Origin of the sequence: Lysobacter sp. TAB13, assembly GCF_052113885.1 — a bacterium.
Lineage (GTDB): Bacteria > Pseudomonadota > Gammaproteobacteria > Xanthomonadales > Xanthomonadaceae > Lysobacter > Lysobacter gummosus.
Genome location: NZ_JBFRDR010000004.1, coordinates 291,819 through 309,849 on the forward strand (window position 1 = coordinate 291,819; position 18,031 = coordinate 309,849).

The following is an 18,031-nucleotide window of genomic DNA, read 5'->3' on the forward strand; positions in this document are numbered from 1 at the left end:
CGGCGAGCCGCCTCGGCCCGAGTCAACAGGCCTAAAGCCACATCGCCGCGGCCCGCCGCGGCCGTTACGATCGGGGCATGAGCCTGCGACGTTATTTGCAACTGGATGTGTTCGCCCACCGCATCGGCGCCGGCAATCCGCTGGCGGTGGTGTTCGACGCGCAAGGCATGGATACGGCGGCGATGCAGTCCTTCGCCGCGTGGATGCATCTGCCGGAAACCATTTTTCTGCTGCCGCCGGAGGCCGGCGCGGATTACCGCGTGCGCATCTTCACGCCGCGCCAGGAACTGGCCTTCGCCGGACACCCGAGCATCGGCGCCGCCTGGGCGGTGCTGGATGCGCGGCGGGTCGCGGCCGACAGCGTCGAGTTGATCCAGCAATGCGGCGCAGGCCTGCTGCCGGTGAAGGTCGCGCACGACGCCGATCAGATTCGCATCAGCATCCGCACGCCGCGCGCTCGCGCGTGCGCGGTCGATGCCGCGCACGATGCACTCATCGACGCCGCGCTGGCCGGCGCGGCGCGCGGCGTCTTGGCGCCGGCGTTGTGGGACAACGGCCCGCGCTGGTGGCTGGCCGAGTTGGCCGACGCGGCCGCCGTGCGCGGCCTGCGCCCGGATCTGGCCGCCATCGCCGCGCTCAGCGGCGAGGATTCGCTCGGCCTGGCCGTGTTCGCGCGCAGCGAAGAGGCCGGCCATGCCTGGGTGGTGCGGGCGTTCTGTCCGGGCGACGGGATCGCCGAGGACCCGGTCACCGGCAGCGCCAACGCGGCGATCGCCTCGGCCTTGCTCGCCGCCGGCCGGGTCGCGCGCGGCGATGCGTACAGCGTCAGCCAGGGGCGCGAGGTCGGCCGCGATGGCTATATCGAGTTGCGCATCGACCAAGACGGCGAAGTCTGGATCGGCGGCCGGGTGCAGGCGGTGATCCGCGGCACGGTGGAGTGGTGAGCGCTCCGATTACGCACGTCTAAATTGCGTAGTCGCTTGGCGTAGATTTGCGTAATTTACGTAGTTCATCACACTTTGCCGCACCGGCGGTCTGTGCGGCCGTTCCGGTTTCCCGCGGCGCAGACCTCTGTATTTAAGACATCGTCCGAGTGCCCGTCGGTGCCCCATTAATCCCGAAAGTTAGATCTTCGGCCGCCTGACACGGTCGAACAGATCACACTTTACGGTGGTAGTTTGCGTGAGCGAACCGAGGCCGCCCAAGCCTGTCCGTACCCCGCCGCAGGGCGATTGACCGCTTTGCCCGGCGGCCCGCGTTCCAGCACGCCGTCGTGAATGAAAATCACGCTTTCTCACGGAAAATGCCGGCTATCGGAAATCTCCGCCGGTCCAATCGGATCGAGCCGTTTCATCACGTGTCCTTAACACTAATCAGGAGCAGCCTGTTCACGGTGCACACGAAATGACACCTCGAATGTGTGTTACCGGCGCTCGACCGGTGTCGCCCCCGCGAACGCAGGCGTAGCGATTAACCCCTAGGGCACGAAGCTGCCCAGAGCTGCATTCGGAGGACGTGATGGATACTCACAGCATTCGTAAGGCCCTTTCCTACAGCCTGCTCGCGGCGTGCATCTTGACGATCACGGTATCCACGACCGGCTGCTCGGGTTCCGGCGGGGTCAAATCCAATTTCAATCCCAATCCGGGTGGTCCCGGCGGCCCCGGTGAGCCCGGCGGTCCCGGTGGCCCGGGCGATCCGGGCGGTCCCGGTGGCCCTGGCGGTCCGGGCAATCCCGGCGGTCCGGGCGGTCCCGGCAATCCGGGCGGACCCGGTGGTCCTGGCGGTCCGGGCAATCCCGGTGGTCCGGGCGGCCCCGGCAATCCGGGCGGCCCCGGCGGTCCTGGCGGTCCGGGCAATCCCGGTGGCCCCGGCGGCACCGGTGCTCCGGGCAACGCGGTAGGCGCGATCGTCACCGTGGCCGGCAACCTGGTATCGGGCATCGGCAGCGGCGTGAGCACGCTCGGCGCGCAGATTCCGAATCAGGCGCTGCTCGGCGGCAACAATCCGACCACGCAGGGTCTGGCCAAGGTCGTCGATGACCTGGGCAAGACCGTAAGCGGGCTGGGCGCCTCCACCAGCGGCGGCCTCGGCCAGATCGGCAATATCAGCAATCCGCTCGGCGGCACCGTCGGCGGCGTGGACAATTTGGTGGTCAACGTAGGCACCACGGTCGATGACCTGGGCAAGACCGTCGCCACGGTCGGCGCGTTCCAGGGCTCGCCGATCCAGCCGCTCACCAGCGCGGCCGGCGGACTGGTCTCGGGCGTCGGCAACGGCGTCAAGACCGTCGGCGGCAAGCTCGGCGGCGTGCTCGAAGGTCCGCAGGGCCAGCAGTTGACCGGCGCGTTGAGCCAGGTGCTCACGCCGATCGCGGGCCTGGGCCAGACCAACGGCGGCGGTACCGGCGGCAGCGGCGGCGGCAATCTGGTCGCCAACGTGTCGCGCGGCGCGGGCGGCGTGGTCGGCGGCGTGGCTTCGGCCGGCAATGCGCTCGGCGCGGCCATCGGCGGCGCGCCGGTACCGGGCGGGGCGACCAATCTGGTCGGCGGCGCGGTGCAGGGCGTCAGCGGCAATCTCGGCACGGTCGGCGCGGGCATCACCGCGGGCCTGGGCAATGCCGGTTCGATCGCCAACCCGGTCGGTGTGACCGCGGCGGGCGTGACCACGGGCGTGGCCGGACTCGGCGGCACCGTCGGCAGCGTCGGCACCGGTCTTGCCAGCACCGGCGCGAACACGCCGCTGGCACCGGTCACCAGCCTGGTCGGCGGCGCGGTCGCCGGCGTGGGCGGGGGCGTGAGTCAGGTCGGCAATACAGCCACGGCGGCCGTGAACGGTCCGCTGCAGCCGGTTACCCAGGGGCTGAGCACGGTCGTCAACGGCGTAGCCGGGGCGACCGGGCTCAACAACGCCAACGGTGGCCTGCTCGGCGGCGTGCTCGGCGGCACGGACAGCGGCAAGGGGGGCTTGCTCGGTACCGGCCTGCTCGGCAAGAAGGGCAACAAGCCGTAAGCGGTGTGTGACACAGCGCGCGGGAACGGTACGGTGCCGTTCCCGTCGCGCCATAACGGCATAGAGTGAAAGCAGGACTTGCGGATGCGCGTTCGGCCCAGGGCGGGCGCGCGTCCTCATTGGCAGTCGTTGCAGCCATCGCTAAAGGGGTACCGCATGGGTACAGGGCTTTGGGGGAAGCGCTATCCACTCGCGCTGGCGGTCACCGCGCTGTTGCAGGCGAGCGTGCCGGCGTATTCCCAGACCGCCCCGCCGCGATTGCCGAGCACCGGCAATCCGCTGCAGACCCTGCCGCAGGCGCCGCTGCCCAAGGCCGAACCCAAGGTCAGCACGACCGTCGCGCCGCAACAGAATCCGGAAATGGCCGCGTTGCTGGCGTTGCAGCTCACGCCGGCGAAGTTCGAGGTGTCCGGGGTCAAGTCGGTGCCGTTCGATCAGGTCACCGCCTTGTTCGCGCCGCTGGCCGGCAAACAGATCACCGTCGGCGATCTGCTCACCACCGCCGCGGCCTGCACCAAGTTGTATCGCGACCGCGGGTACGCGCTGTCGTTCTGTTATGTCCCCACGCAGGATTTCGCCGACGGCACGGTGCGCGTGGTGGCGGTGGAAGGCTATGTCGCGCGGGTGAACATCAGCGGCAAGGCCGGCAATCTGGAACGCAAGTTGCGCGCGATCGCGCAGCACATCGTCGATGACCGGCCGCTGCGCCAGAGCACCTTCGAACGTTATTCGCAGATCCTGGGCTTCCTGCCCGGGGCCAAGCTCAACATCAACGTGCCCGCGCCGACCACCACCGACGGCGCGACCTCGCTCGATCTGAGCGTGGACGGCAAGCGCTACGACGCGACCTGGGCGCTGGAGTTCAATCATCCCGGTACTCAAGGACTGGCGACGTTGAATCTCAACGCGCTGACTTCGCTGGCCGAGCAATGGAGCCTGGCGGCGCTGTATCCGGACGGACGCGGCAACGAGCGCTTCTACAGCGCCGGGTATTCGCAATTGTTCGGCAGCGACGGCTGGATCGGACGCGCCGAAGGTTCGCGCTATCGCGGCGTGCCGGTGACCAATACACCGTTGCCGGAGTTTCTCGATCACCGCGTCGAGCAGGACCGCGTGGCGATCAGCGCGCGCTATCCGCTGCGGCTGAGCAACGAGCGCTCGCTGTTCGTGTCGGCCGGCATCTACGCGGCCGATCAGTCCGACCGCTACTTCAACACCATCAACGGCGCCAGCCTGGAGCAGCGCTCCAAGACCCGGGTGGTGCAGGGCTCGCTGGACTACACCCACGCCAAGAAAGATCGCGCGCGCCAGGTCAGCTTCGCGATCGCGCGCGGCCTGAATGCCTGGGGCGCGTCGGCGGACACGTTGACCAATCTGAGCGGCGTGAATCTGGCCGCGGCCAGCGACGTTTCGTTCACCAAGTACAGCCTGGGCTACGCGCAGACGCGCACGTGGAAGGATCAGCGCTACGCCGCGGTGTTGCGCGCGAGCGGGCAGTACACCCGCCAGCGCCTGCCGTCGTCGGAGCAGATCAGTTTCGGCGGCGCGCGTTTCGGCCTGGCTTACGATCCCGGCGAGACCTCCGGCGACAAGGGCTGGGGCGTGGGCCTGGAATTCAGCCGCAATTTCCGTCCGCAGCGGCGTTGGCTCAAGGCGGTGACGCCGTACGTGGTGGTGCAGCACGCGCAGGTATCGCTGACCGACGGCCGCCGTCCGCAGCCCGACAAGCTGGGCACGCTCGCCATCGGCCTGCGGCTGTCGGACAACAAGCACTACAACCTCGATTTCGCCTACGCCAAGCCGACCGCGGACCTGCCGCTGGAAGCGGACGACCGCAAGCCGCGCTGGAATCTGAATTTCTCGTATCAGTTGCAGTGAGGACGGGCGGGGCCGGAAGCGAAGCACAGCTTTGGGGGTAGGAGCGGCGTCCCGCGGGGATTTGCTTCGGTCACACGCCGCGACCGCGGAACCGCGCTTGCATCGCAGCTGCGATATCGCGGCCGCGGCTTGAGCCGCTTCTACATATTCATCTCGCCGATCGCGGCATCAGGCCTGATCCAGCAAGTGCTGCAGCACCGCCTCGCCGTAGCGGTCGAGCTTGCTCGCGCCGATGCCGGGGATGCGCGAGAGTTCGTCCAGATCGTCCGGCGCGTGTTCGGCGATCGCGCGCAGAGTGCTGTCGTGGAAGATCACGTAGGCCGGGACGTTCTGCTCGCGCGCGGTGATCGAGCGCCATTCGCGCAGGGCGTTGAAGCGGATCAGCGATTCGGGATCGAGGTCGATCATCGGCGCCGCGCTGGCGCCGCCGCGCGCCTTGCGCGTGCTGGCGCGCGCGGCCTTCGGCGCTTCGGTGCGGAAACGCAGGCTGCGCTCGCCGCGCAGCACCGGCGCGCTGTCGGCGGTCAGGCGCAAGGCGCCGTGGCGTTCGATGTCGGCTTCCAGCAGGCCGGCGGCGACCAGTTGGCGGAACACGCTGCTCCACTGCTTGGCGTCCAGGTCGCTGCCGATGCCGAAGGTGCTCAGTTCCTCATGGCCGAAGCGGGTGACCTTTTCGGTCGCCGCGCCGCGCAATACGTCGATGACGTGGCCGGCGCCGAAGCGCTGGCCGGTGCGGTACACGCACGACAGCGCCTTGCGCGCGGCGGTGGTGCCGTCCCAGCTCTGCGGCGGCTCCATGCAGTTGTCGCAGTTGCCGCAATCGCCCGGATGCGGTTCGCCGAACCAACCGAGCAGACTCTTGCGCCGGCACTCGGTGGACTCGCAGAAGCCCAACAAGGAATCCAGCTTGCGCAGCTCCAGCCGCTTGCGTTCTTCGCCGGCTTCGCCTTGCTGGATCAGCTGGCGCAGATTGACGACATCGCCGAGGCCGTAGCAGAGCCAGGCTTCGGCCGGTTCGCCATCGCGGCCGGCGCGGCCGGTCTCTTGGTAATAGCCTTCGATCGACTTGGGCAGGTCGATATGGGCGACGAAGCGCACATCGGGTTTGTCGATGCCCATGCCGAAGGCGATGGTCGCGACCATGACCACGCCGTCTTCCTGCAGGAACCGGCGCTGGTTGCCGGCGCGCACGCTGGCCTCGATGCCGGCGTGATACGGCAGCGCCTTGATCCCGGCGGCGACCAGTTGCTCGGCCACCGATTCCACCCGCTTGCGCGAGAACGCATAGACGATGCCGCTCTCGTCGCGGTGCGCGGCGAGGAAATCCAGCAGCTGGCGGGTGCCGTTGTCCTTGTGCACGACGCGGTAGCGCACGTTGGGACGGTCGAAGGAGCTGACGAAGCGGCGCGCGTCTTCCAGGGTCAGCCGCTCGGCGACCTCGCGCTGGGTCGGCGCGTCGGCGGTGGCGGTCAGGGCGATGCGCGGGATGTCGGGCCAGCGCTCGTGCAGGATGGTGAGTTCGCGGTATTCCGGACGGAAGTCGTGGCCCCATTGCGAGACGCAGTGGGCTTCGTCGATGGCGAACAGGGCGATCTTGGCGCGGTCGAGCAGGTTCAGGCAGCGCCCGGTGAGCAGGCGCTCGGGCGCGACGTAGAGCAGGTCGAGCTCGCCGGCGAGCAACTGGCGCTCGACTTCGGTGGCGGCGTCCGCGCTCAGGGTGGAATTCAGGTACGCGGCGCGCACGCCGAGCTGGCGCATCGCCTCGACCTGGTCCTGCATCAGCGCGATCAGCGGCGAGACCACCAGGCCGCAGCCTTCGCGCACCAGCGAGGGGATCTGGTAGCACAGCGATTTGCCGCCGCCGGTGGGCATCAGCACCAGGGCGTCGCCGCCGTCGATCACGTGCTGGACGATCTGCGCCTGTTCGCCGCGGAACGCGGTATGGCCGAAGACGCGGTGAAGGATTTCTAGAGCGGGGGAGGGCATGGGGCTAGTTTACCCGCGCCGGTCCTTCGGTCGGTCGGGAATGGCCGCGGCTTTGGGTAGGGGCTTTCAGCCCCGATGCTTTTCATTCAGATCGCCGCGCCCCATCCCTCAGCGCGAGCGCCGCTTCACATGCCACACATTGCAGATCTTGCGATCGCGCACCTGATACACGGTGAGCTCATCTGCGATCTTGCCGTCGGCGCCGCCGCTGACCCTTTCGCGGCTCATGACGATGTCGTCCACCGCCTGCATCTGCACGATGTCCACCCGCACATGCGGCCGCTTGGCGAACGCGCCGCGGTAGAAGCGGGCGCGTTCGCCGGCGTCGGCGCCGGCGATGGAGGCGCCGGCCAGCCCTTCGTCGTCGCGATCGCGCCGATAGGTGCGCGCGTCCTGGCTGGCCAGAGCCAGGAACGCTTCGACATCGTCGTCGTTCCAGGCCTGCACGTAGCGGCGCACCACCGCTTCCTGCGCGCTCTCGGCCTGCGCCAGCGCCAGCCACGACACCGCCAGCAGGGCGGCGATCAACCACCAGCGCCAGTATTTCATCGCCCGGTCCCTGCGACGGCGGCCCCGGTCACCACGCGCTGCAGCGGCCATAGATCGCGTACCAGGCCGTCGCGCACGCGCAGGATCGACACCAGTTCCTTCACTTCGCCGGGCTTGGCGGTGTCGGTGATGCGCTCGTGCATGGCGACCAGATCGCCGACCGCGAACGCGGCCAGGGTCTGCACCTGCAGGCCGTCGCCCTTGGCGTACAGCGCGCGGTAGACGCGATCGCGGCTGGCGGCATCGACGATGTTCTTCGACTGTTCCTCGGCCAGTCGATCGGGATCGTCGGACATGCGGTTATGCCGCGAATCGGGAGCGAACAGGGCCAGGAAGCCGTCGGCGTCGGCGCGGTTGCTGGTCTGCACCAGCGCGTGCATGGTCGCCAGCGCGGCGGCGCTTTGGCCGCGGTTGTCGTCGCTTTCGCGGACCACGTGCCACAGGTCCTGGATCAGGCCGTCGCGCACACGGTAGACCACCATCATCACGGTCGGCTCGCTCTGGCCCGGCACGTCGATGCGCACCTTCCCGACCAGCAGTTCGCCCAGCGTGATCGATTCGGTCTGCTGGATCTTCGGCGTGGCCGGTTCGGCCATCGCCTTGGCGAACGAGGCGCGCAGCCTGTCGGCGCCGTACATCTGCTCCAGGCGCGGGCCGGCCAGGCGGCGCGGGTCTTTGGGCAGGCCGAAGATCTGCGCCTGCGGCGCGTACAGGGCGAGGAAGGCTTCCAGATCGTTGGCGTTGAGGGCGCGCAGGTCGGCCTGGACCACCGCCGCGGGCGTGGCCGCGGCGGCGGCGAGGGCTGGGATGGGGCAGGACAGCAGCGACAGCGTCGCGAGGGCGAGCGTCAGCAGGGTTCGGCGCGGCATGGAGAACTCCGGGGTAAAGATGGCCTAGGCAGGCTTTGGTCTGGGGCGGATTCGCGCCGTTTCGGTCGGTGCGGGCTATGCTTTGCTTCCAGCGAATCCTAGGAATCCGGGGCGGCGCCGGACAAGCCGAAAATCAACGCCAATGCATAAGCTGAATTTATGACTGGGCCGACCCTGCCCCCGCTCAGCGCGATCCGCGCCTTCGAGGCCGCCGCGCGCCTGGGCAGCTTTACCCGCGCCGCGGAAGAGCTGGACATGACCCAGGCCGCGGTCAGCTACCAGATCAAGCGCCTGGAGCAGCGCCTGGGCCTGATGCTGTTCCAGCGCCTGGCGCGCAAGGTCGTGCTGACCCGCGACGGCGAGCGGCTGGCGCCGGCGGTGCTCGACGCCTTCCAAGGGCTGCGCGGCGCGTTCGCGCAAAGCCGCGAGCGTTCGCAGAGCGAACTGGCGATCACCGCGCTGCCGACCATCGGCGCGAACTGGCTGGTGCCGCGCCTGGGCGGCTTCCAGCTGGCGCAGCCGCGATTGGCGGTGCGCCTGGACACCAGCGTGCCCTTGATCGATCTGGCCCAGGGCGAGTTCGACCTGAGCCTGCGCAACGGCGGCGGCCAGTGGCCGGGCATGAGCGCGCACTTCCTGCTGCCGGGCTTGTTCACGCCGCTGTGCAGTCCGGCGCTGATGGCCAGCGGCGCCTTGCGCACGCCGGCGGATCTGCTGGGACTGGCGCGGATCGGTCGCGAGCGCTGGTGGCGGCAATGGCTGCACGCGGCCGGCGTGGCCGCGGGCGAGGCGCCGCTGGTCTCGGCGATCGATCTGGGCGTGGAGCAGTACGAGGTCACCGCCGCGCTGGCCGGACAGGGCGTGGCGATCACCTCGCCGCTGCTGTTCCGCGCCGAACTGGCGTCGGGGCGGCTGGTGCAGCCGTTCGAACTGATCGTGCGCGACAGCCGCGACTACTGGCTGGCCTATCCGGAGGTGCGGCGCGGCAGCGCCAAGATCTGCGCGTTCCGCGATTGGGTCCTGGCGCAGGCGCGGCAGGACCTGGAGACATGGCGCGCCGAATGCGAGCGCGCCGGCGCGCCGTTGCCGTCGCTGGCGCAAGCCGCGCCGGCCTGAGCGCGGCGGCGGGACTTACGAAAAACCCCTCCGCCGTTGCCGGCGAAGGGGTCGGATCGAACAAGCCGGCGCCGCGCTCAGCGCATCGCCGGCTGAACTGCGCGGGCGATCACTGCAGCAGCGAACGCAGCATCCACGCATACTTCTCGTGGGTCTGCAGACGCTGGGTCAGCAGGTCTTCGGTCGGCGCGTCATCGACGTCGTCGGCCTGGTCGAGTACCTTGCGCGCGGTGCGGCACACCGCTTCGTTGCCCACCACCAGCTGGCGAACCATTTCGTGCCAGTCGGCGGCGTCGGTCAGGCCCGGTTCTTCCGGAATCGAGGTCAGGCGCACGAACTCGGCATAGGAACCCGGCGCATTGAAGCCCAGCGCGCGGATGCGCTCGGCGATCTCGTCCAGCGCGGTCCACTGCTCGGTGTACTGGGTCTCGAACATGACGTGCAGGCTGTTGAACATCGGCCCGGTCACGTTCCAATGGAAGTTGTGGGTCTTCAGGTACAGGGTGTAGCTGTCGGCCAGGAAGCGCGACAGACCTTCGGCGATCTTCTTGCGATCGGCGGTCGAGATCCCGATATCGATCGAGGGCGCGCCGTCGCCCGCGGCAGGCGATGCGGCCGGATTGACCGGCGCCTTGGACTTGCCGGGTTTGGTCTTGACGGGCTTGGTGGACTTGGCCATGTGCGACTCCTTCTCCATTGCGGGGGTTCTGTGGATTTGAAGCGGGGATTTCGAGCTTGTGCCGGAGCGGTTTTTCCGGAACTTGCGGCGACAATAGGCGCTGTCGCCAAAGATGTGAAATGGTTTGTTCCTAGCGCTGCGATGCAAACGATCTATCGATGAATACCAGCCATACCCAACAGTCTAATCACGCCGACGCGAGCGCTGCGTTACGGCAGGCGCGGCGCGCCATCGACGGCGCGCTCAGCCGCGATCGCGGCCGTCTGCACGGCCTGTGGTCGCGCTGGAGCGGCAAGCCCGGCGACGACAAGGCGCAGGCTGCGTTCGCGCAGGCATTGGCCGCTTCCGTCGCGCAGCGCGAAGCGCGCGCGAAGTCGCTGCCGCGCGCGCCGGTGGACCCGGCTTTGCCGATCGCGGCCGAAGGCGATCGCATCGTTGAATTGATCCGCAAGCATCCGGTGGTGGTGATCGCGGGCGAAACCGGTTCCGGCAAGACCACCCAGTTGCCGAAGCTGTGCCTGGCCGCCGGCCGCGGCGCCGCCGGCATGATCGGCTGCACCCAGCCGCGCCGCATCGCCGCGCGCGCGGTGGCGCGGCGCGTGGCGGAGGAACTCAACACCCAGATCGGCGAAACCGTCGGCTACCAGGTGCGTTTCAACGACAACGTCGGCGAGCGCACCGCGGTGAAGTTCATGACCGACGGCATCTTGCTGGCGGAAATCCAGTCCGACCGCTGGCTGTCGGCCTACGACACCATCCTGATCGACGAAGCGCACGAGCGCAGCCTCAACATCGACTTCCTGCTGGGCTATCTGAAGCAGTTGCTGAAGAAGCGGCCGGACCTGAAGGTCATCGTGACCTCGGCGACCATCGACACCGATCGCTTCGCCGCGCATTTCGACAATGCGCCGGTGGTCAACGTGGAAGGGCGCGGGTATCCGGTCAGCGTGCGTTATCGGCCCTTGGAGGACACCGAAACCGGGAGTCGGGAGTCGGGAGGCGTTGAAGCGGACTCGCGGCGTCCGGGCCGTCCGAATCCCGAATCCCGGATATCGAATGCCGCGATCTCGACCAACGACGGCATCGTCGCGGCCTGCGACGAAATCACTCGCGAAGACCCGCGCGGGGACGTGCTGATCTTCCTGTCCGGCGAGCGCGAGATCCGCGACGCGCACCAGGCGCTGGAGCGGCGCAAATACCGCGAGACCGAAGTGCTGCCGCTGTACGCGCGGCTGTCGGTGCGCGACCAGGACCGGGTGTTCAATCCCGGCCCCAAGCGCCGCATCGTGCTGGCGACCAACGTTGCCGAAACCTCGCTGACCGTGCCGCGCATCCGCTACGTGGTCGATCCGGGCCTGGCGCGGGTCAAGCGCTACAGCCCGCGCGGCAAGCTCGACCGCCTGCACATCGAGCCGATCAGCCAGGCCAGCGCCGACCAGCGCACGGGCCGCTGTGGCCGCATCAGCGAAGGCACCTGCTATCGCTTGTACAGCGAAGCGGATTTCGAATCGCGCGCGCGCTACACCGATCCGGAAATCCGCCGCGCCGCGCTGGCCGGGGTGATCCTGCGCATGCTCTCGCTGGGCCTGGGCCATATCGAGGACTTCCCGTTCCTGGAGCCGCCCGACAGCCGCGCCGTCGCCGACGGTTGGCAGCAGTTGGCCGAACTGGGCGCGGTGGACGAAGGCAAGAAACTCACCGCGATCGGCCGGACCATGGCGCGCCTGCCGGTGGACGTGAAGCTCGCGCGCATGCTGGTCGCGGCCAACGACCACGGCTGCCTGCGCGAGATGGTCGCCATCGCCGCGTTCCTGGGCATCCAGGATCCGCGCGAACGCCCGGCCGACCAGCGCGGCGCGGCCGACGCCGCGCATGCGCTGTTCGCCGATCCGCGTTCGGAATTCGTCGGCATCCTGAATTTGTGGGACGGCTATCAGAACGCCCACGAGGAGCTGACCCAATCCAAGCTGCGTGCCTGGTGCGAGAAGAATTTCCTCGGCTTCCTGCGCATGCGCGAGTGGCGCGAGCTGCATCGGCAGTTGAAGCTGCTTTGCGATGAACTTGGATGGGCCTCGCGCGCGCCGTCGAACGAACCGATGGACGCGGCTGCTTACGCGACCTTGCATCGCGCGTTGATAGCGGGCCTGCCGACCCAGATCGGTTTCCGCGCCGACAAGGGTTTCTACGACGGCCCGCGCGGGCGCAAGTTCCAGCTGTTCCCGGGCTCGCCGCTGGCCAAGAAGCCGCCGCCGTGGGTGCTGTCGGCGACCTTGCTCGATACCGAGCGGGTGTGGTCGATGACCAATGCCAACATCGAGCCGGACTGGGCGATCCAGGAACTGCCGCATCTGCTGGCGCGGCGTCATCACGATCCGCGCTGGGCGCGTTCGCAAGGCCGCGTGGTCGGCAGCGAGCAGATCAGCCTGTTCGGGCTGGTGCTGGCGCCGAAGCGGCCGATCCATTACGGCGCGCTGTATCCGGAAGAAAGCCGCATCATCTTCGTCCGCGACGCGCTGGTGACCGGCGAGATCAACACCCGCGCCGCGTTCCTGCCGCGCAATCTCGCCACCCTGGCCAAGGCGCACGAAGAAGAAGCCAAACAGCGCCGCGCCGGGCTGGTGGTGGATGAGGAATGGATGGCGCAGTGGTACCTGGACCGCTTGCCGGCGCAGGTGCACAACGTGCAGGCGCTGGACGTCTGGTACAACAAATTGCCGGCCGATGAGAAGGCGAAGCTGGAGTGGTCCGGCGACGATCTGATGATCGGCGGCGAAAGCGAGGCCGCGCGGTTCCCGCCGTATCTGCAACTGGGCAACGCGCGGCTGGCGGTGAGTTACCGCTTCGAGCCGGGCGCGCCGGACGACGGCATGACCCTGGCGGTGCCGCTGCATCTGCTCAACGCGCTCGATCCGGCCCAACTGTCGTGGCTGGCGCCGGGCTTCGTCGCCGACAAGGCCGCGGCCTTGATCAAGTCGTTGCCGAAAACGCTGCGGCGCAACTTCGTGCCGGCGCCGGATTTCGCCAAGGCGTTCTTCGAGGCTTATCCCAGCTCCGAGGGCGACGATCTGGTCGGCACGCTGGCGCGCTTCCTGCGCAAGCTCGGCGGCACCGAGGTCGCGCCGACGGATTTCGATGCGGCGTCGATCGAGCCGCATCTGCGCATGAATCTGCGCTTGCTCGATGCGCCGCAAGGCAAGGGCAAGCAGAGCGAGGCGACGGTGCTGGCCGAGTCGCGCGACCTGGACGAACTGCGCGCGCGCTTCGGCGAACGCGCGGCGCGCGCCTTCGCCGCCCAGGCCGCCGACGGCCTGGGCCAGCGCGGCCTGACCGCGTTCCCGGAGCAGCCGATCCCGATGTCGGTGCCCGGCGCGGCCGGCGTGCCGGCGTTCCCGGCCCTGCACGACGACGGCGAAACCGTGTCGCTGCGCGTGCACGCCGAGCGCGAGGCCGCGTTGCGCGCGCATCCGCGCGGCGTGCGCAGGCTGCTGACGATCGCGATGGCGGAGAAGCTCAAGCAATCGCGCAAGCAGCTGCCGATCCAGGCCAAGACCGGGCTGCTGTACGCGGCGATCGAATCGGCCGCGCCGCGCAAGGAGCGCTTGTCGCCGACCCGCGCGGCACAGATCGCCGCCTTGCAGACCAGCGCGGGGAAGAGCACCGCCGCGCATGATCGCCCGCGCGACAGCGACCGCCTGCGCGAGGATCTGGTCGATGGCGCCCTGCAATCGCTGCTGGGCGACGACGCCGAACTCGTCGCGGTGCGCGATCCGGCCGCGTTCGAACTGCGCCGCGACACCGTCGCGCGCAAGCTGTTTCCCGAGGCGATGGAGCGCTTGCGCCAGGCCGAGGCGATCCTCAGCGCGGTCGCCGAAGTGCGCGCGCGCCTGGAGTCGCCGCTGATGGGCTGGGCCAGCGGCAATCTCGACGACATGCGCGCGCAACTGGCGCGGCTGACCCCGCCGGGGTTCCTGCGCGATGTCGCCACCGTCGCGTTGGCCGAGTACCCGCGTTACCTCAAGGCCTTGTCGGTGCGCAGCGAACGCGCGCTGCGCGACCCGGTGCGCGACCAGGCGCGGATGCTGGAGATCAAACCTTTCGTCGATGCGCTGGACGCGGCCAATGCGGCCGGCGAAGACGACAGCGAAGGCTGGCAGGCGCTGCGTTGGGACATCGAGGAACTGCGGGTGTCGTTGTTCGCGCAGGAGCTGGGCGTGCGCGGCGGGGTGTCGCCGAAGAAGCTGGCGCAGCGGTTGGCCGGCTTGCGCGGTTGATGCTGGCGCTGTCGTTGCGGCAGAGCCCCGAGGTTTTTTGTGGGAGGGGCTTCAGCCCCGAAGCTCTCGGCTCAGATCGCTGTAGAACTATGAGCGAACAAGCTTCATCGCCTCTGATCGGAAAGCATCGGGGCTGAAGCCCCTCCTACAGAGACCTCGGGCAGAAACAACGAAGGCGGCCTTGGCCGCCTTCGTTCTATCCGATCGCCAGCCTCAATCCAGCCGCTTGACCTTGGCCTTCGGCGTCTGCCCTTCGGCTTCCAGATACCAGCCGCCCATCAGGCCGGGACGGATGGTGATCTTCGGCGCCGGCACGGACTTGCCGAGGAACAGCGAGCCTTCCACCACGCGCCAGCGCTGGCCGTTTTCCAAGGTCAGCACGGTGCCGCTGGACCAGCCGCGGAACTCGCCCTTCAAAGTGCTGGTCACCGGTTCCACGTCGCCGCGATCGAGCAGGCCCTTGCGCTCGGTGCGCACCTGCTTGACCGCTTCGGTGACCGCCACGTTCTGGTCTTGCGACAACAACTCGTTCAAGGCCTGCAACTGTTGAGCCGACAGCGTGTCCAGGCCGGTGGCCTTGAGCTGTTCGGCGGTGAAGCGTTGTTCGACCGGCACGTAGGGACGCTCGGCGCCGAAGGCGGCGGGGGCGATCGCGAACAGCACGGCAACGGTCAACGAAGACAGCACACGCATGACGAACTCCGAAGCGGGATGTGCAAGCGGTTGGGGCCCGCGCGCGAGGCCGCGCGCGGGAGCAGGGACGGTTTACTTGACGCGGCTGACCTTGGCGCGGGTGTTGTAGCCCTGCACCGACAGGTACCAGGCGTTGCCGATGATGCTGGGGGTGATGCGCACCTGCGGCGATTCCAGCGTGCGCACGCCCGGCAGGTCGGCGTTGTCTTCCTGGCGCCATTCCTGGCCGTTGTCGAGCACGTAGGTCTGGCCGCGGTTGAAACCGGTGAAGCTGCCGTTGAGGCGCGCGACGACCGGCTCCTTGGATGCGCCGACCGACAGGAAACCGGTGCGCTCGTGCTTGGACTCTTCCTTGGCCTTGACCGCGGCCTTGCTGGCCTCGGCATCGACGGTATGGTTGAGCCAGGCGTTCAGGTTGCTCAGCTCGGTGTCGCTGAGCTTGGTCAGGCCGGCGTTCTTGAACTGCTCGGCGCTCATTTGCTGTTCGATCTTCTGCTGCGCCATCGCGGCCGGTGCGGCCAGGGCGGCGGCGAGGCAGGCGGCCAGCGCGAAGGCGGTGGGCAGGCGGCGCAACGCGGTAGGGGGAATCGCGGACATTCGTGCTGTTCCTCGGGGCGGTTGCTCGCTAGTGTAGACGTTAGCCGCGCCCGCTTCGATGTATCGCGCGCGCCGCGCCGCCGCAGCGCGGTCGCCGTTCACCGCCACCGTTCCGCCCGCCGCCCGACCCGCACGCTCCCCAACGAACAGGCTCCGCCAGCACACCGACCCTTCGCAGTGAACGCTTCCCCCGCCGAGTCCCATTCGCCCCTGTCCGACGTGCTGGCGCTGCCCGCGGCGGCGGCCCTGTCCGCGCCCTTGCGCAAGGCGCTGAGCGCGGCCGCGCTCAAGCCCGAGGCCGGCGCCGGCGCGCTGGATTCGCCGGCGGTGGTCGCCGCGACCATGGACGCGCTGGCCCTGCTCGACGCCGACAGCGACACCGTCGCCGCGGCGATCCTGCACGTCTATCCGGGCTGGGCCGCGGCTTTGGGCCCGGGCCTGGAGCGCGAACATCCGGTGGTCGCCGCCTTGCTCGACGGCCAGCGCGCCGCCGGCCAGGTCTGGGCGCTGCATGCCGAACAAAGCCGGCGCTCGGGCACCGAGGGCCTGCGCCGGCTGTTGCTGGCGATCGTGCGCGACCTGCGCGTGGTGCCGATCCTGCTGGCGCGCCAGCTCGCGCGCATGCGCCACGCCGACGCCCTGGCGCCGGAGACGCGGCGCGAACTGGCGGCGCTGACCCGCGACATCCACGCGCCGCTGGCCAACCGCCTGGGCATCTGGCAGCTCAAGTGGGAACTCGAAGACCTGGCGTTCCGTTATCTGGAACCGCAGACCTATCAGAAGATCGCCCGCCTGCTGGACGAAAAGCGCGGCGATCGCGAGCGCTACATCGAGCAGGTCAAGCGCACCCTGCGCGAAGCCATGGCCGCGCAGGGCCTCAAGGCCGAAGTCGCCGGCCGGCCCAAGCACATCTACAGCATCTGGAAGAAGATGCAGCGCAAGGACGCGCCGATCAGCGAGTTGTACGACCTGCGCGCGGTGCGGGTGATGGTGGACGACGTGGGCGCGTGCTACGCCGCGCTCGGCGTGGTCCACGCCACCTGGACGCCGATCCCGAGCGAGTTCGACGACTACATCGCCCGGCCCAAGCGCAACGACTACCGCTCGCTGCACACCGCCGTGGTCGGGCCGGAAGGCAAGACCCTGGAAGTGCAGATCCGCACCCACGAAATGCATCGCCAGGCCGAACTCGGTGTGGCCGCGCACTGGAAATACAAGGAAGTCGGCAGCCACAGCGCCGATGCCGCGTTCGACCGCAAGATCGCCTGGATGCGGCGCCTGCTCGACGCCAAGAGCGAAGGCGGCCAGGGCGGCGACGAGGCGCTGGCCAGCGAGCTGGACACCGAACTGGTCGAAGACCGGGTCTACGTGCTCACGCCCAAGGGCGAGGTGATCGATCTGCCGGCCGGCGCCACGCCGCTGGATTTCGCTTATCACGTGCACACCGAAGTCGGTCATCGCTGCCGCGGCGCCAAGATCGACGGCCGCATCGTGCCGCTGGATCACAAGCTGCGCACCGGCGACCGGGTGGAAATCCTGACCGCCAAGACCGGCGAACCGCGCCGCGACTGGCTGGTGGCCTCGAACGGTTTCCTGGCCAGCAACCGCTCGCGCGAGAAGGTGCGCAACTGGTTCCACAAGCTGGACCGCTCGCGCAACGAAACCGCCGGGCGCGAGTTGCTGGACAAGGAACTGCGCCGGCTCGGCGTGCTCGGCGCCGATCTGGCGCCGGCGCGCGAACGCTTCAATCTGGCCGGCGACGGCGATCTGTACGTGCAGGTCGCGCTCGGCGACATCGGCCCGCACCAGATCGGCCGGGTCCTGCTGGAGCACGAACGGGCGATGTCGGCGCCGCCGCCGGCGCCCACCTCAGGTTCAACCACCACCATCCCGCCGGCGCCGCGCAAAGTGCCGGGCAAGTCCACCGATTTTACCGTCGAAGGCGTGGGCAACCTGCTGGTGCAGCTGGCGCGCTGCTGCCAGCCGCTGCCGGGCGAGCCGATCGTCGGTTACCTCACCCGCGGCCGCGGCGTCAGCGTGCATCGTCCCGGCTGCGGCGCGTTCGAGCGCCTGGCCGCCGCCCAGCCGCAGCGGGTGCTGCCGGTGGAGTGGGGGCGCAAGGGCTCGGGCTACGAGGTCGATATCGAAGTCCTGGCCCTTGACCGCAAGTGGCTGCTCAAGGAAGTCAGCAACGTGATCGCCCAGGGCAACGCGCACGTGATCAGCATCCGCAGCGATGTCGAGCGCAACGGCGCGCAGGTGCGGCTGCGGCTGCGCTTGCGGGTGGGCGATTACGGGCAGTTGTCGAGCCTGCTCGGCAAGCTGTCGTCGCTGCCGGGGGTGGAGTACGCGCAGCGCAGTTGAGGTGGGGCGCTGCGCGG

Annotated in this window: 12 protein-coding genes; 6 read left to right on the forward strand and 6 right to left on the reverse strand. The window is 68.9% G+C overall.

Annotation, left to right across the window (positions count from 1 at the left end):
* The first annotated feature begins 77 nt into the window (after positions 1–77).
* The 3 genes from AB4Y92_RS07400 (at position 78) to AB4Y92_RS07410 (ending at position 4,890) form a co-directional block, all read left to right on the forward strand.
* Positions 78–944 carry a PhzF family phenazine biosynthesis protein gene (locus AB4Y92_RS07400; protein ID WP_441819027.1) on the forward strand — a complete coding sequence of 289 codons (867 nt, stop codon included), beginning with the start codon at positions 78–80 and terminating at the stop codon, positions 942–944.
* A 574-nt stretch (positions 945–1,518) separates the two neighbouring features.
* Positions 1,519–3,012, forward strand: a complete 1,494-nt coding sequence (locus tag AB4Y92_RS07405; RefSeq protein WP_441819028.1) for a collagen-like triple helix repeat-containing protein — start codon at positions 1,519–1,521, stop codon at positions 3,010–3,012.
* Positions 3,013–3,168: 156 nt separating this feature from the next.
* Positions 3,169–4,890, forward strand: coding sequence for a ShlB/FhaC/HecB family hemolysin secretion/activation protein (locus AB4Y92_RS07410; protein ID WP_441819029.1), 1,722 nt, complete (start codon positions 3,169–3,171; stop codon positions 4,888–4,890).
* A gap of 168 nt (positions 4,891–5,058) precedes the next feature.
* Here AB4Y92_RS07410 and recQ read toward each other — a convergent pair whose 3' ends face one another.
* The 3 genes from recQ to AB4Y92_RS07425 form a co-directional block, all read right to left on the reverse strand.
* The gene (gene recQ, locus AB4Y92_RS07415) at positions 5,059–6,876 is read right to left on the reverse strand and encodes a DNA helicase RecQ (RefSeq protein WP_441819030.1); all 1,818 of its coding nucleotides are present in this window, start codon (positions 6,874–6,876) and stop codon (positions 5,059–5,061) included.
* 108 nt (positions 6,877–6,984) lie between these two features.
* Positions 6,985–7,425 (reverse strand): nuclear transport factor 2 family protein, encoded by a 441-nt coding sequence (locus AB4Y92_RS07420; protein WP_441819031.1) that lies wholly within the window; start codon positions 7,423–7,425, stop codon positions 6,985–6,987.
* Positions 7,422–8,294: a nuclear transport factor 2 family protein gene (locus AB4Y92_RS07425; protein WP_441819032.1), complete on the reverse strand. Its 873-nt coding sequence runs from the start codon at positions 8,292–8,294 to the stop codon at positions 7,422–7,424. Before AB4Y92_RS07425 ends, AB4Y92_RS07420 begins: the two co-directional genes overlap by 4 nt.
* A gap of 159 nt (positions 8,295–8,453) precedes the next feature.
* Here AB4Y92_RS07425 and AB4Y92_RS07430 point away from each other — a divergent pair, with 159 nt between their 5' ends.
* Positions 8,454–9,410: a LysR substrate-binding domain-containing protein gene (locus AB4Y92_RS07430; RefSeq protein WP_441819033.1), complete on the forward strand. Its 957-nt coding sequence runs from the start codon at positions 8,454–8,456 to the stop codon at positions 9,408–9,410.
* Between the two features lie 109 nt (positions 9,411–9,519).
* Here the strand turns inward: AB4Y92_RS07430 and AB4Y92_RS07435 are convergent, their stop codons facing one another.
* A complete protein-coding gene (locus AB4Y92_RS07435) occupies positions 9,520–10,089 on the reverse strand; it encodes a Dps family protein (protein WP_057945572.1) in 570 nt (189 codons plus the stop codon).
* Between the two features lie 158 nt (positions 10,090–10,247).
* On the opposite strand from AB4Y92_RS07435, the gene hrpA reads away from it, so the two are divergent.
* The gene (gene hrpA, locus AB4Y92_RS07440) at positions 10,248–14,360 is read left to right on the forward strand and encodes an ATP-dependent RNA helicase HrpA (RefSeq protein WP_441819034.1); all 4,113 of its coding nucleotides are present in this window, start codon (positions 10,248–10,250) and stop codon (positions 14,358–14,360) included.
* A 213-nt stretch (positions 14,361–14,573) separates the two neighbouring features.
* On the opposite strand, the gene AB4Y92_RS07445 is transcribed toward hrpA, so the two are convergent.
* Complete coding sequence (locus AB4Y92_RS07445; protein WP_057944016.1) at positions 14,574–15,053, reverse strand: hypothetical protein; 480 nt, start codon at positions 15,051–15,053, stop codon at positions 14,574–14,576.
* A gap of 72 nt (positions 15,054–15,125) precedes the next feature.
* Positions 15,126–15,650, reverse strand: coding sequence for a hypothetical protein (locus AB4Y92_RS07450; RefSeq protein WP_441819035.1), 525 nt, complete (start codon positions 15,648–15,650; stop codon positions 15,126–15,128).
* 177 nt (positions 15,651–15,827) lie between these two features.
* Between AB4Y92_RS07450 and AB4Y92_RS07455 the strand changes: the two genes are divergently transcribed.
* Entirely contained in the window at positions 15,828–18,014 is a 2,187-nt protein-coding gene (locus AB4Y92_RS07455; protein ID WP_441819036.1) for a RelA/SpoT family protein, read from the forward strand.
* The last annotated feature ends 17 nt before the right edge of the window (positions 18,015–18,031 follow it).

Excerpts from the sequence above, each read along its gene's own strand:
- AB4Y92_RS07400 (WP_441819027.1), top strand. The coding sequence starts at position 78 with ATGAGCCTGCGACGTTATTTGCAACTGGATGTGTTCGCCCACCGCATC.
- AB4Y92_RS07405 (WP_441819028.1), top strand. The coding sequence starts at position 1,519 with ATGGATACTCACAGCATTCGTAAGGCCCTTTCCTACAGCCTGCTCGCG.
- AB4Y92_RS07410 (WP_441819029.1), top strand. The coding sequence starts at position 3,169 with ATGGGTACAGGGCTTTGGGGGAAGCGCTATCCACTCGCGCTGGCGGTC.
- recQ (WP_441819030.1), bottom strand. The coding sequence starts at position 6,876 with ATGCCCTCCCCCGCTCTAGAAATCCTTCACCGCGTCTTCGGCCATACC.
- AB4Y92_RS07420 (WP_441819031.1), bottom strand. The coding sequence starts at position 7,425 with ATGAAATACTGGCGCTGGTGGTTGATCGCCGCCCTGCTGGCGGTGTCG.
- AB4Y92_RS07425 (WP_441819032.1), bottom strand. The coding sequence starts at position 8,294 with ATGCCGCGCCGAACCCTGCTGACGCTCGCCCTCGCGACGCTGTCGCTG.
- AB4Y92_RS07430 (WP_441819033.1), top strand. The coding sequence starts at position 8,454 with ATGACTGGGCCGACCCTGCCCCCGCTCAGCGCGATCCGCGCCTTCGAG.
- AB4Y92_RS07435 (WP_057945572.1), bottom strand. The coding sequence starts at position 10,089 with ATGGCCAAGTCCACCAAGCCCGTCAAGACCAAACCCGGCAAGTCCAAG.
- hrpA (WP_441819034.1), top strand. The coding sequence starts at position 10,248 with ATGAATACCAGCCATACCCAACAGTCTAATCACGCCGACGCGAGCGCT.
- AB4Y92_RS07445 (WP_057944016.1), bottom strand. The coding sequence starts at position 15,053 with ATGCGTGTGCTGTCTTCGTTGACCGTTGCCGTGCTGTTCGCGATCGCC.
- AB4Y92_RS07450 (WP_441819035.1), bottom strand. The coding sequence starts at position 15,650 with ATGTCCGCGATTCCCCCTACCGCGTTGCGCCGCCTGCCCACCGCCTTC.